This is a genomic window from Vibrio clamense, assembly GCF_050337905.1.
Classification (GTDB): Bacteria; Pseudomonadota; Gammaproteobacteria; order Enterobacterales; family Vibrionaceae; genus Vibrio; species Vibrio cortegadensis.
This window is the reverse complement of the sequence record NZ_JAKJTJ010000021.1, coordinates 145,852-160,049: the sequence shown is the minus strand read 5'-3', so window position 1 is coordinate 160,049 and position 14,198 is coordinate 145,852. Positions and strand designations below refer to the sequence as shown.

The 14,198-nt window shown below is 42.9% G+C and carries 13 protein-coding genes; 6 read left to right on the top strand and 7 right to left on the bottom strand.

Annotation, left to right across the window (positions count from 1 at the left end):
* The first annotated feature begins 138 nt into the window (after positions 1-138).
* Both nhaB and dsbB read left to right on the top strand, forming a co-directional pair.
* On the top strand, positions 139-1,728 hold the full coding sequence (gene nhaB, locus L4C39_RS08425; protein WP_017051300.1) for a Na(+)/H(+) antiporter NhaB: 1,590 nt from the start codon (positions 139-141) through the stop codon (positions 1,726-1,728).
* Positions 1,729-1,859: 131 nt separating this feature from the next.
* Positions 1,860-2,384: a disulfide bond formation protein DsbB gene (dsbB, locus tag L4C39_RS08420; protein ID WP_113795902.1), complete on the top strand. Its 525-nt coding sequence runs from the start codon at positions 1,860-1,862 to the stop codon at positions 2,382-2,384.
* A gap of 149 nt (positions 2,385-2,533) precedes the next feature.
* On the opposite strand, the gene L4C39_RS08415 is transcribed toward dsbB, so the two are convergent.
* Positions 2,534-3,148: a YecA/YgfB family protein gene (locus L4C39_RS08415; RefSeq protein WP_136993928.1), complete on the bottom strand. Its 615-nt coding sequence runs from the start codon at positions 3,146-3,148 to the stop codon at positions 2,534-2,536.
* A gap of 184 nt (positions 3,149-3,332) precedes the next feature.
* On the opposite strand from L4C39_RS08415, the gene dusC reads away from it, so the two are divergent.
* The gene (gene dusC / locus L4C39_RS08410) at positions 3,333-4,283 is read left to right on the top strand and encodes a tRNA dihydrouridine(16) synthase DusC (protein ID WP_371711052.1); all 951 of its coding nucleotides are present in this window, start codon (positions 3,333-3,335) and stop codon (positions 4,281-4,283) included.
* Positions 4,284-4,368: 85 nt separating this feature from the next.
* Here dusC and malZ read toward each other — a convergent pair whose 3' ends face one another.
* From malZ to L4C39_RS08385, 5 genes are all read right to left on the bottom strand, one after another.
* Positions 4,369-6,228, bottom strand: a complete 1,860-nt coding sequence (gene malZ, locus L4C39_RS08405) for a maltodextrin glucosidase (RefSeq protein WP_371711053.1) — start codon at positions 6,226-6,228, stop codon at positions 4,369-4,371.
* A 203-nt stretch (positions 6,229-6,431) separates the two neighbouring features.
* Entirely contained in the window at positions 6,432-7,226 is a 795-nt protein-coding gene (locus L4C39_RS08400; protein ID WP_017051295.1) for an ABC transporter ATP-binding protein, read from the bottom strand.
* Positions 7,223-8,167, bottom strand: a complete 945-nt coding sequence (locus L4C39_RS08395; RefSeq protein WP_017051294.1) for an ABC transporter permease — start codon at positions 8,165-8,167, stop codon at positions 7,223-7,225. Before L4C39_RS08395 ends, L4C39_RS08400 begins: the two co-directional genes overlap by 4 nt.
* Positions 8,168-8,219: 52 nt before the next feature.
* Positions 8,220-9,188: an ABC transporter substrate-binding protein gene (locus L4C39_RS08390; RefSeq protein ID WP_017051293.1), complete on the bottom strand. Its 969-nt coding sequence runs from the start codon at positions 9,186-9,188 to the stop codon at positions 8,220-8,222.
* Between the two features lie 255 nt (positions 9,189-9,443).
* Positions 9,444-10,322 carry a Tim44 domain-containing protein gene (locus L4C39_RS08385; RefSeq protein WP_429745366.1) on the bottom strand — a complete coding sequence of 293 codons (879 nt, stop codon included), beginning with the start codon at positions 10,320-10,322 and terminating at the stop codon, positions 9,444-9,446.
* A 208-nt stretch (positions 10,323-10,530) separates the two neighbouring features.
* On the opposite strand from L4C39_RS08385, the gene L4C39_RS08380 reads away from it, so the two are divergent.
* The 3 genes from L4C39_RS08380 to L4C39_RS08370 all read left to right on the top strand — a co-directional run bounded on the left by L4C39_RS08380 (position 10,531) and on the right by L4C39_RS08370 (position 14,029).
* Entirely contained in the window at positions 10,531-11,121 is a 591-nt protein-coding gene (locus L4C39_RS08380) for a TetR/AcrR family transcriptional regulator (RefSeq protein WP_429745364.1), read from the top strand.
* Between the two features lie 15 nt (positions 11,122-11,136).
* Entirely contained in the window at positions 11,137-13,011 is a 1,875-nt protein-coding gene (locus L4C39_RS08375; protein WP_429745362.1) for an MFS transporter, read from the top strand.
* A 91-nt stretch (positions 13,012-13,102) separates the two neighbouring features.
* A complete protein-coding gene (locus L4C39_RS08370) occupies positions 13,103-14,029 on the top strand; it encodes a YeiH family protein (RefSeq protein WP_017051289.1) in 927 nt (308 codons plus the stop codon).
* Here L4C39_RS08370 and L4C39_RS08365 read toward each other — a convergent pair.
* On the bottom strand, positions 14,012-14,173 hold the full coding sequence (locus L4C39_RS08365; protein ID WP_017051288.1) for a hypothetical protein: 162 nt from the start codon (positions 14,171-14,173) through the stop codon (positions 14,012-14,014). The two genes, L4C39_RS08370 and L4C39_RS08365, sit on opposite strands and share 18 nt — an antisense overlap.
* Between the last annotated feature and the right edge of the window lie 25 nt (positions 14,174-14,198).

Genomic DNA, 14,198 nt, shown 5'->3' with positions numbered 1-14,198 from the left:
GGCAAAATTACATAATAAACCATAGCGTTGTTATTTTTCTAAGTCGCTGTTTTATAATGGATATCTAGTACAACTCCGTTATATGAATTTCAAACACTTTTGCAATGTCTATTCATTACTAACATTAAGAGTATTAACATGCCGATGTCACTCGGAAATGCGTTTATCAAGAACTTCCTTGGTAAAGCACCTGATTGGTATAAACTTGCCATCATTGCCTTTCTTATTATAAACCCATTCGTTTTTTTCTATGTCGACCCGTTTACTGCTGGTTGGTTGCTCGTTGTAGAGTTTATCTTTACGCTTGCAATGGCACTAAAATGCTACCCTTTACAACCTGGTGGGTTACTTGCAATTGAAGCAATAGCCATCGGAATGACAAGCCCTGAACAAGTTAAACACGAACTTGTTGCCAATATTGAAGTACTACTATTGCTGATCTTTATGGTTGCCGGTATTTACTTCATGAAACAGCTACTTCTGTTCATTTTCACCAAAATCCTACTTGGTATTCGCTCTAAAGCAATGCTCGCTGCTGCCTTCTGTTTTGCAGCCGCTTTCTTATCAGCATTCTTAGACGCACTAACCGTGATTGCCGTCGTAATCAGTGTAGCTGTAGGTTTCTACTCGATTTATCACAAAGTTGCTTCTGGGCAAGGAACTAACTCAGCGCATGATCATACGAAAGATGAGCATTTTTCTGAGCTAACTCGTGACGATTTAGAAAATTACCGTTCATTTTTGCGCTCACTTCTAATGCATGCTGGTGTTGGTACTGCCCTAGGTGGTGTAACCACAATGGTTGGTGAACCTCAAAACTTAATCATTGCCGATCAAGCGGGTTGGTTATTTGGTGAGTTCCTGATTCGTATGTCTCCAGTGACGGTACCAGTATTCATTTGCGGTATTATCACTTGTATCCTAGTTGAGAAACTAAAAGTCTTCGGTTACGGCGCTGAACTGCCAGATAACGTACGTAAGATTCTAGTCGATTTTGATACAGCAGAGCGTAAGAGCCGCACTAATCAGGACGTAGCAAAACTTTGGATTCAAGGCGCGATTGCGGTCTGGCTAATTGTTGGTCTAGCGATGCACTTAGCTGCCGTTGGTCTTATCGGCCTTTCTGTTATCATTCTTGCCACTGCATTTACTGGCGTGATTGAAGAACACTCTTTAGGAAAAGCATTCGAAGAAGCACTTCCGTTCACCGCTTTACTTGCGGTTTTCTTCTCGATTGTTGCTGTAATCATCGACCAAGAACTCTTTAAGCCAATCATCGACTCAGTACTTGCCGTTGAAGATAAAGGAACGCAACTGGCGCTTTTCTATCTCGCAAACGGTTTGCTCTCTATGGTGTCGGATAACGTGTTCGTAGGAACGGTATACATCAACGAAGTGAAGACAGCGTTAGTTGAAGGGTTAATCAACCGAGATCAATTTGATTTACTTGCGGTGGCCATTAATACAGGTACTAACTTACCTTCAGTTGCAACGCCAAATGGTCAAGCTGCATTCCTATTCCTACTAACGTCAGCGATAGCACCACTTATTCGTTTGTCGTACGGACGAATGGTCATAATGGCACTTCCATATACGGTTGTATTAGCTGTTGTTGGTTTGGTCGGTATCGTGTTCTTCTTAGAACCATCCACAGCTTATTTTTACGATGCAGGTTGGATTTCTCACCATATTCCATCCGCAACATCGGCAGTTTCAGGTGGTCACTAAATTTTTTAGTTGATTACGAAACTAATCCAAGATAAAAAGCTCTGAGTATTCAGGGCTTTTTCATTTTTAGTCCGTTTCATTTTTTCGATCAGACCAAATTCAAGTAACTTAAGTATAGAAGGATATTATTTGTGAATGCTCTTGCCGCTATTAAGGCTTTCTCTGCACGCAGACTGTCTTGGCTTCTCTTACTGATCTTTATCGTTTTTTTCGAAGCATGCGCACTGTTCTTCCAACATGTTGTTATGCTATCCCCATGTGTAATGTGTATTTATGAAAGAGTTGCCATGATGGGGATTGGTGGTGCTGCATTATTAGGATTAATCAATCCATCAAATCCTATTATTCGCTGGTTAGGACTGGCGGCCTGGGGGGCAAGCGCCTACAAAGGGTTAGCGCTAGCGATGCAACATGTGGATTATCAATTTAACCCTTCTCCCTTCGCAACTTGTGACCTCTTTGTCACCTTCCCTGACTGGGCTCCATTAAACCAATGGGTTCCGTGGATGTTTGAAGCTTATGGGGATTGCAGTGAAGTCGTTTGGCAATTTTTAACGTTATCAATGCCGCAATGGCTCGTTATCATTTTTGCAGGTAATTTAGTGGCCCTTGCCATCATTATCCTTGCACAATTTGTTAAGCAGCCAAAAGCTTAACTCTTTGCAGATAGCTCTTAATTTGTAGATAGCTCTTAGTTTGTAGATAGCTCTTAATGTATAAAGCTCATTACGCTTCAGCGCCACTAAGTCGTGCTGGCTAGCGTAATGAGCCCTTTCTTTAATCGATATGGCTATTTACTGCAACGCTACTTATTACTACAACATTGCTTAAATTTCTTCCCACTGTTGCATGGGCAAGGATCATTGCGACCAATTCCCTTAAATGGGTTAACTATCTGTGATTTATTGCCAAGCATCGCTTCATCTGCTGCAAGCGCTACTTCTACCACCATGACATCCAATTGATCAGTAAAATCGGCAAGTGCAGGGACTTGATCAAAACCAGCCTCTTTCATCTGCTGTTGTGTCTGCTCTTCATCAATCGCCAACATTAGAGTGGTTAGGAATGCCTGCAACATGCGCATACTCCCCTCACCAATGTTTGCCTCTTCCCACTGTGTCTCAATCACAGGCCATACATTCATGAAGCCTTCAGCGAAGTCCGCTAAATTGTCAGAGAAGTCACCATCATTAAGTAACTGTGTTAATTCAAACTCGCTACGCTGAAGTAAGTTGTGCTGTTTATTAATCTGCTCCACAACGACGGTTTTCACCGTATTTAGCTCTTCACCAAGCAGCGGCTGTAACCAAACTTCAGGATCAAGAGGTTTAGTGGCTAGGTTACTCGCAAAAATCGCACCTTCTAAATACACACTTGAAAGAGGAAAATCTGTGTCGGGTAATGTCAGTAATTGATACATGTCTTGTTTAACTTTTTAAAGATACCATTGCGAGACATTATAAACGTCTCTACCTATTTTGTTAGCCGTTTATTCGATAATAGCCATTATCACAGTACCAACCAATAGAGACGCCGTCAGATCTAGTGACATTTCGAGCTCTAACCACTACAATCGCGCCTCTTAATTTAGTCGGCGGTTGGTTATGCGAGTGATACTGGGCCCTATGGAGGGCGTGTTAGACCATTTAATGCGTGAAATTCTTACAGAGATTAATGATTACGATCTCTGTGTCACCGAATTTGTGCGGATTGTCGATCAACTGCTGCCAGAACATGTGTTTCACCGTTTGTGCCCTGAATTGCTTCAAGGCTCTCAAACTCAATCTGGCGTGCCTGTACATATTCAATTACTTGGTCAAGAGCCTAATTGGATGGCGGAAAATGCGATTACAGCGGCGGAGCTTGGCGCGAAAGGCATCGATCTTAACTTTGGTTGCCCTGCAAAAATGGTGAATAAAAGTAAGGGCGGAGCAGCATTACTGCAACATCCTGAACTCATGTATCAAGTAATCAAAGCTTGCCGAGAAGCCGTACCTACCCACATTCCAGTCACCGCTAAAATTCGATTAGGTTGGGAAGATCCTGAAGACTGTTTTGAAATTGTTGATGCCATTGAGCAAGCTGGAGCCAACGAATTAACCGTCCATGCACGTACTAAATCAGGTGGTTACCAAGCAAGCGAAATAAAATGGGAATACATCAATAAGATTCGAGAAAAAACGAGTTTACCTTTAATTGCGAATGGCGAAATTTGGAACTATCAAGATGGCCAAGCTTGCAAAGCAGCAACCGGGGTTGATTCATTGATGGTATGCCGCGGAGCTTTTAACATCCCAAACCTAGGCAATGTGGTTAAACATAACCATCCGAGAATGCCGTGGCCTGAAGTCGTTAACTTGTTACTTCGCTATTCAGAATTTGAAATTCAGGGTGATAAAGGCCTGTACTATCCAAATAGGGCAAAACAGTGGTTTGCTTATTTACGTAAAGAGTACGATCAAGCAGATGAACTGTTTAGAGAGATTCGAACGTTCAAAAAGGCAGCGCCAATTGTCGAACACATTCAACGCTATAGAGATGCTTTACCAGCGTAATTTACCCCTCACATTCCGTATGAACCTATCGCTGATCTAGCAAAAAGCCGGTGTCAGCGATATGGCTCTGTATTTCGAAATTCGTTTATTTAACGTTAGATATGTGTTCCAACTTGATGATCTGAGACTCTTGTGGTGATAGCACTAATCGGAGTTCTCCGCCATCAATAATGCAATCTTGCTTTTCAGTCAGTAGGCTCATTGCTTTACCTCCTTCAAACCCCAACTGCCAAACAGGCAGAACTAACTCTAACTCCTCATCACTCAGGTTAACTGCGACAAGAATCGTTTCTTGTTCCAACACTCTGGCAAACACAAAGCTCTTTTCATCCACATGCAAAAGATGTAACCAGCCCTTTTGTAGTGCATGACTTGATGTTCTCAAGTGAATTAAAGATTGGTAATAACTAAACCACGGCGAATTTTCGACCTCTCCCCAAGGGAAACAACGGCGATTATCAGGATCATTGCCCCCTTCAAGCCCGATCTCAGTGCCATAATATAGGCACGGAGCACCCACATAAGTCATCAATAGTGTTGATGCGATCTTCATCAATGCTTGATCACCGTTGACCAGGGAAATGAACCTCGCGGTGTCATGACTATCCATTTGGTTTAACTGTGTCAGTTGGTTAGCCCAAGGTAATTTGGCTTTAGCCTCCAGCAGCCAGTCAACAAAATCACAAGCATCGATATCAATGGGATCGTAGCTAATATCTTGTTTGGCAAGTAGCGCTCTTAATGGGTGTGCGAAACCATAATAGTTCATCGACCCATCTTCCTGATCCCCTTGCAACCAAGAGCTCGCTTCGAAGAAATGCTCTCCTAGCACATAAGCATCATTATTCTCTTGCTTGGATGCTTTTCTAAACTCTTGAACATAGTGAGCGTTATTTTTCGCGCCCTCACCCTCTCCAAGCATATGGATCACATCAAATCGCCACCCATCAACGTTATAAGGACTGCGTAGCCAATGCTTGATCACCGCGTCATCCGATTGATAGATGTAATCTTTCACCAGTTGATTTTCGAAGTTCAAAACAGGCAAGTTGCTTACGCCTTTCCAACCGATATACTCTTTCGACTCTCCCTGAAAGAAATAGTAATCCCGATAAGGTGACTCTGGATGATGAAAAGCACCACACTCGGTCTTGCCACTTTTATCAAACCAAGGATGTTCAGCCGACGTATGATTGAATACGGCATCCAGCACAATTTTCATCTCTCTCTGATGGATATTGGCTGTCAGAGAGGCAAATTGTTGATTTGTACCAAGGTGCGGATCGATATTGAAATAATCCGTTGTGTCATATTTGTGATTACTCAACGAACTGAAAACTGGATTCAGATAGATCGAAGTGATTCCTAGATCCTGCAAATAATCGAGCTTACTTTCAATACCGGCAAGATCACCGCCATAGAACTCAATTCCCCCTTCTCCTGGTTGAAGGCTCACAGGCTCTCCCCAAGATTTCGCGATAACGTCACGAGTGCCATTTTTGACTTGGTATTCACCGGTGACAATATTAAGAGCAGGATCTTGATTACAAAAACGATCCGGGAAAATTTGATAAAAAACTTGTTTACTCACCCACTCTGGAGGTTGTTGAGTGGCGTTGTATTTAAAATGAAACTCTTTTGCAGGAATCCGCTTACTGACGCCTTTCGCATCTAGCCAATACTGCTGAGTGCCGATAACAACTTTAAATACGTAGTGAGTAAGTGGGCGATCTTTATTGATGACAAACGTCGCTTCCCAGCATTGAAGCCGACCTTGGCGATGGGTTTTATGCAGATCAACAAGGTACTCCTCATTGTCAGGTTCATGTCTGACTTGAACTTTATCGAACTCAATAGCTTCCGTTTTGAAAACAACGGTGAGTAGATCATTGTCGCAACTCAAACCATCAGTAGTTTGAGCGTGGTAGAGAAATGGCGTATTCATAAGCATCCCACATGTCTGTTTTTTCCCATTTTAAAACATGTACAGATAAGAAAAATCCCCCTTCTCGTTTTCAAAAATCGTTAAAAACTGAAAGGGGGATCACATTTAGTAGGCTGAGCTAGAGGGCGTAGCGCCGATAACATCAGCTTTGACTAATTAATAAGCTTTGGTTGAGTTACAAGCTTTAGGTTGAACAATAAGATCTAATTGAGCAACAAGCTATCATCAGCCAACTCTTCGCCTCGGACTTTAGTAAACATTTCTAGTAGATCGGGGACTTGCATATTGGCACGTTGCTCACCAGCAACATCAAGCACAATTTCGCCTTGATGAAGCATTACCGTACGGTCACCGCACGCCAATGCATCTTTCATTGAGTGAGTAACCATCATGACGGTTAGATTAAATTCTTTAACTATTTTCTTTGTTAAATCAATAATAAACGCAGCCATGCGTGGGTCGAGCGCCGCCGTATGCTCATCAAGCAACAATAGCTTACTATCTGACAGAGTCGCCATAACCAAGCTAACAGCCTGGCGTTGCCCTCCAGACAATAATCCAATGTTATCGCCTAAACGATCTTCTAATCCTAAACCAAGAATACTGATTCGCTCTTGAAAAAGTTTACGGCGCTTTGAAGAGAGAGAAAGATTCCAACCTCGACGCTTTCCTCGCATATACGCGAGCGCCATATTCTCTTCAATGGTGAGATCACCACAAGTTCCCGCTAAAGGATCTTGAAACACACGAGCACATTGAGTCGCTCTCTGGTCAACCGTTTTTCGGGTAACGTCTAACTCATCAATAATAACGTTTCCTCCGATCATCGGTGTTTCACCCGTTACCGCCCCTAGCAGGGTCGATTTGCCCGCACCATTCGAACCAATCACAGTGAGGAATTGATGCTCAGGTACTTCGAGGTCAACCCCTCTCAACGCTCGGTTTTCTAATATCGTTCCAGGGTTAAACGTGACCTGAATATCTTCTAAACGAATCATACCGCCTCCCCTGATGATTTACTTGACTCTGTTCGTGCCTCGATCTTTATCGGCTTACTGAGCTTTTTTGCTTTCAGCTTCCCTTTCATTTTTGGTGCAATCAGCGCCGCGGCAACAAGTACAGCTGTGACTAAGTTTAAATCCGATGCTTGTAGACCAAACATTCCTGAACTCAACGCGAAAGCTACGGCTAAACGGTACAAAACAGAACCGACAATAACAGCAACCACAGCCATCCAAATCTTACGACTTGGTATGAGTGTCTGCCCCAAAATCACAGCCGCTAAACCGACAACAATGGTTCCTACGCCAGAGGTGACATCAGCGAAGCTATTGGTTTGAGCAAATAGGGCACCCGCGAAACCTACGAAGCCATTCGATAGCGCTAAACCAAAGTAAGTGTAAAACGAGGTGCTTCCCCCCTGTGCTGACACCATTCGCGAGTTCACACCTGTCGCTCTTAGTCCTAAACCAAAATCACTATTAAGCAATCGGATAACAAACCAAGCTGAAAACAAGACAAGAACACCAACGACTAATGGCCGGACATACATTGAATCTCCCATCGCTTCAAAAGGCGTTAAAATTGTATCCTCACCAAGCAATGCCATGTTTGGGCGACCCATGATCCTAATATTGATAGAAAACGCTGCAATCATAGTCAAAATAGAGGCGAGCAAATGCAAAATTCCACACTTTATCGCCAAAAAGGCAGTCACCCAGCCCGTCATTGACCCTGCAACGATCGCCATTCCCGTCGCAACCCACGGATCAATTCCCGCCACAATAGCAGTAGCAGCAACCGCAGCACCCATAGGAAAACTGCCATCGACACTTAAATCGGGGAAGTCTAAAACTCGAAATGTTAGGTAGACACCTAACGCGACTAGGCCATAGATAAGACCTATTTCAATCGCGCCAAAAAACGCAAAAGCAGACATAAATTCTCCTTTTCTGCTTTAAGCGTGGCGATAATTCACCACGCTTAACTCCTTATTTTAGAACTTTCGTCGCTCGATCTAAGACTGAATTAGGAATGACCATACCCAATTTTTTTGCCGCGCCTGCATTAATGACTAAGTCAGAACCTTTTGCCACTTTCACATCAAGTGAACCTGGATCTTGACCTTCAAGAATAGCAACGACGTAATCAGATGTTTGTACACCAATTTGGTAATAATCAAAGCCTAAGCTCGCAACAGCACCGCGTTCAACATAAGAAGTTGCGGCTCCAAAAACAGGTGTTTTCGCTTGGTTTGCAGCTACAATCATCCCTTCGATCGCACTTGCTACGGTGTTATCAATCAGTGCATACAGCACATCAGATTTAGCTGAAATAGCTTGTGTCGCCGACTGCACATCTGCACTTCGTAATGCTGTCGCTTCAACCAGTTCGATGCCATGTTTATCAGTACTCGCTTTTAACAGCTCCATCAAGCTGACAGCATTTGCCTCACCAGGGTTGTAAACCACGCCAATAGATTTAACTGTCGGCATGAGCTCTTTGATTAATGCCACGTGTTGTTCAACAGGTGATAAATCAGAGAGACCCGTAACGTTTTTCCCTGGTTTCTCTAACTTTCTAACCAATTTGGCACCGACAGGATCAGTCACCGCAGTAAACACAACAGGTATCGAGCGAGTGGCAGAGACAAGAGCTTGAGCAGTCGGAGTCGCGATGCCCACTAAAACATCAGGGCTTTCACCGACGAACTGCCGTGCAATTTGAACAGCAATTGCCGGGTTTCCTTGAGCCGTTTTAAAATCAAATTCTAAATTTTTACCTTGTTCATAACCTTTGGCTTTTAATCCATCAAGTAAGCCTTGGCGTGTTGCATCTAATGCTGGGTGTTCAACAATTTGTGATACCGCGACTTTCGCTGTTTTAGCTAAAAGGCTGGTCGAAGATAGCAGTGCAGCTCCAGCGAGGAATGCAGTAACAATGATCTGATTTGCTTTCATCTTAACTCCTTGATTTAAGCAACGTAGTAATAGGATGTTGTGATTTTGGTACTTTTTACAATATAAACTGTGCGCTTTTTGCGCATCTGCCAATATTATTACCAGTTAGTTAGCTGAAAGGGAAGTTAGATTTAACAAAAAACCAACAAATGGAATGTCTAATCTATTTTATTGGAAAGTCACAGGTATAAAAAAACGCCTAGCAAATTCATGCTAGGCGCTTAAATGATTGTATTATCGAGCTACAGTATCACTCTAGCCTTGAATACCAACGATAAGCCAAGGGGCATTCGATGTTGTTAAGTCACGTTCTAAGTGCCAAACATCTTCGATGCTCTCTTCAATGCCTTCTGAAGCATCACGGTATCGACCACTAAATTGTAAACTTAATTGAGCCTTAAATGAGTCATAATCTGCACGAACAATCTCAGCATCTACATACATAACGTCTGTATGTTGCTCACCTTCTAATTTTGCACGCTCTGATTTAAGATCTTCAAACAAGCTTGCTGATACATACTCTTCAATCGTATGCAATTCATTATGATTCCATGCACCCTGCAACGTTCTGTAGTGCTCGCGAGAACCATTGATAAATGCAACTTGATCAAACCCCGGTGGGTAGTTGTGCGGGATATCACTTTGCGCAACATTTCCAAAACCACCACCATTAGATTGGGTTTGTTCAAAATTATGGACGTTCGGCTGCTGTTCAAACTTCTGAGAGTGAGCGCCTCCAAATGCTTGCTGCCTTTGATGCTGGTTCATAGAACCTTGCTTGGCACCAAGCATACCTCGCATAAGCTTGAAGATGACAAATGCAATCAAGCCCATGATCAGGATATCCATAAATTGGATCCCTTCAAAAGCACCGCCAAAGAAAGCGGCTAACAAGCCACCAGCTAACAGACCACCTAATAAGCCGCCCATCAAGCCTTTCTTACTTGAACTCTTAGCTGCGGTTTTACCCGTTTGATCTTGCTTCAGCGTATTCGTGTTCTGTTGTTTAGGGGCAGGAGCGGTTTTAAAGCTCTTACCGAATGACTTGCCACCACCAAATTTCTTAGCTTCAGCGATTGGCGTTATAGCCACTGATACCATCAATAGTGCTACAAGCGAAAAAAAACGTTTCATGTTTATCCTTAGGTTTCTATCTTGCCTATCTCGCAATCATACTCGTTAACTATACACAATGAAATATTCAACCTATGCTGGACATGTATCAGAATATTGCGACACCACACAAATTACACTGTTTTTATTAAGATAATCATGGGTGCTTGTTGACGCCTATCCAACAGCTGACTAGTATATTGAACGTTGTTCATTTAAGAAGTTAATCATGGCACGTAGAAACGATCACACCCGAGAACAGTTAGTTAGCCTCACGTTAGATACCGTAAAAGCTTTTTTAGAAGAAAATACGCATCACGAGCTAAGTTTAAGAAAAGTAGCAAATATGATTGGCTACGTTCCAAGCACCCTAGTAAATGTGTTTGGCAACTATAATCTATTACTGCTACATGCCATTGCACAAACACTAGATGAGCTATCCGAACAAGCGAAAACTGTTGTCTCAAAAACAACCAACTCTAAAGATGCACTTTATGAGCTCGCCTATTGTTATCATGATTTCGCGCAGCAACACCCATATCGTTGGCAGCTAATTTTCCAACATAATATGAATGGTGATCAGCTACCTGAGTGGCAAGCTGAGCGTATTGATAATATGACAGGTATGCTTGAGTCATTGCTTGCTGAATTGGCGCCTTCTCGTTCGAAACAAGAAGTCCTACAAGCAAGTCGAGTGTTATGGTCTGGCGTACACGGAATTACACTACTCAGCGTTGATGACAAGTTTTTTTCCTCTGAACCAATTGATGGCAAAGAACTTATTAATAACCTAATCTCAAATTACCTGATGAACTGGTAATTCAAAGGATACAAAATGTCTCATAGCAGCCAGTCTTCGCTGTTAACTCAAAGAAGATTTCTTCCCTATTTTGTGACGCAGTTTTTCGGAGCTTTCAACGACAACATATTCAAAAATGTCTTGTTATTGTTCGTTGCATTTGCCAGCAAAGAAGCACTTCCAGTCTCCAGCCATTTATTCATCAATCTTGCGGCAGGCCTTTTCATTCTTCCCTTTTTCCTATTCTCGGCTTCCGCTGGGATTCTCGCGGATAAGTATGAGAAGTCATGGTTTATCCGTAAAGTTAAGTTAGCTGAAATTGCAATCATGACGTTAGGAGCCATCGGCTTCATTTTTGAAAGCTATGCGATCCTATTGGTCTTACTATTTTTGATGGGAACACAATCTGCATTTTTTGGCCCCGTTAAATACGCATTACTACCGCAACAGTTGAAACCAAAAGAGCTCGTCCCGGGCAATGCCTTGGTTGAAACGGGAACGTTTATCGCCATTTTACTGGGAACTCTTGGCGCTGGCGTTATCGCATCCGCTGAATATGCAAAATATATCGCAGCAGGCTGCGTCATTTTCTTTGCTCTCATGGGTTACTTGGCTAGTCGCTCTATTCCACACTCTCCCGCTTCAGCACCTGATATTCAGTTTAAATGGCGACCTATTGCTCAAACAAAGCAAACCATAAGTATTGCGAAGCAAGATCGTACGATTTTCCAAGCCATCATGGCAATCAGCTGGTTCTGGTTTCTTGGCGCGTCTTATTTAACTCAATTTCCAAATTTCACCAAGATTTACCTGCAAGGTACCGAAAGCAGTGTTTCCTTTCTGCTCGCTCTGTTTTCTGTTGGTATCGCAATCGGCTCACTGACTTGCGACAAACTGTCAGGACATAGAATCGAAATCGGCATTGTACCTATTGGTAGCCTAGGCATTTCAATCTTTGGCTTCTTAATGGCCACCTCTATTCCAAGCGAACTACCTCAATTTACCCACTTTGCTGAATTCGTTAGTTACGCACCGTTATGGCCGCTCTATTTCTCATTACTGTTTCTAGGGATCTCTGGTGGCATCTTCATTGTGCCCTTGTATGCACTAATGCAACAAAGAGCAAAAGTCACTCAAAGGGCGCAAGTGATTGCGGCTCTGAACATCTATAACTCTCTATTTATGGTTGGCAGTGCGATTCTTGGTATTGTCTGCTTATCCGTTCTATCGCTATCAATACCGCAACTTTTTAGTGTTCTCGCCGTGTTGAATCTACTTGTTACCATTTATTTATGTTTTCAAGTCCCTATATTTTTAGTTCGTTTTTTAATGTGGGTACTCACTCACACCATGTACCGCGTTAAGCATAAAAATTTGCACCACCTTCCAGAACAGGGTGGCGCACTCATCGTGTGCAATCACGTAAGCTATATGGATGCTTTATTGCTCAGTGCCGTCTGTCCGCGTTTGATTCGATTTGTGATGGAAGAGAAGTACGCAAACCTTCCTCCTTTAAAACGATTCTTAAAAAGAGCGGGGGTCATACCTATTTCCGCGACAAATCGTTCATCAATAAAACAAGCTTTTACCGATGTTGAACAAGCTCTCTCTGAGGGGCATTTAGTCTGTATTTTCCCAGAAGGCACTCTGACATCAGATGGCGAAATTGGCACTTTTATGCGCGGCATGGACATCATTATTAGGCGATCTCCTGTTCCTGTCATTCCAATGAGTTTGAAAGGATTATGGGGAAGCTACTTCAGTCGACACAAAGGTTCCGCCTGCAAAGGCCTACCGACCCGATTATGGTCAAAGTTAGAAATTGAAGCGGGAACACCGGTTGAGGCAAAGCTCGCGACAACACAGTTAATGCGTGAAAAAGTATCAGAGCTAAGAGGAGATTGGCGTTAAGTTTTTCTGAACAAGAGTTCAAAACATTTAGACTTACTTACCAGCGGCTTAACGGTAGAATGCTCACTCACATCCATATTAGAAAAACACAATGACTAACTTTAAACAAAAGGCTCCCTTTTTTCTGGCAATTATCATCTGCCTAACCCCGTATATCACATCGCCGACAGCGTTAGTCATTGGCTTTTTATTAGCCACATTGGGTTTAGTTCCAAAAGAGATTGCAGTGGCTAAAATTACCAAGAAGCTACTGGCCTACTCCATTATTGGGCTTGGCTTTGGGATTAACTTTCAGCAAGCTCTGTCCGTTACCAGTGATGGTATCGGTTTGATTGTCACTAGTATCCTCACCACTCTCAGTGTTGGCTGGATACTGGCGAAAAAAATGCAACTTGAAAAGCATACCGCTTATCTTATCTCTGCTGGCACCGCCATTTGTGGGGGTAGCGCGATCGCAGCCGTCGCTCCAGCGATCAAAGCGGACGATGACCAAATTGGGATCGCCCTTGCAACCGTCTTCGTATTGAACTCTATTGCTCTATTTCTATTTCCTGTCATTGGACATGCTCTAGAGTTAAGCCAGCATACATTTGGAACTTGGGCAGCGATTGCGATTCACGATACCTCTTCTGTCGTAGGGGCTGCTTCTGCCTATGGTGAAGAGGCTCTGACAACCGCGACTACCTTAAAACTTGCGCGTGCACTCTGGATCATCCCTGTCGCATTTATCAGTTCACTCATTTTTAGCAATAAACAGAAAAAAATTACCATTCCATTTTTCATTGTTTTCTACTGTCTTGCGATTTTTGTCAGCGACGCTTTGCCGCAATTTGATGTGGTTTATCAAGGGATTTTCCAACTATCAAAACAGGCACTCGTGGTTTGCCTATTTTTGATTGGTTGCAGTATTTCAGTTGAAAAGCTTAAAGCCGCAGGTGCTAAACCGCTAATTTTCGGAGTCTCATTATGGCTGATGATCTCCGTCGGATCGCTAACATGGTTACTGCTGAGCAGATGAGGTTTGAGCGGATTGCTTGTAATTGAGTACCAATGAGGCAACGAGCAAAAAAGCGGTTAATTCGGCAATAGAGCGGACGAGACCTTCGCTCTGAATCGCTAAGGTAATTTGCAGCACTATTGCCACAAGGATAATGATTTTCATAATAAGTCCGTTATTCCAAAGTCCT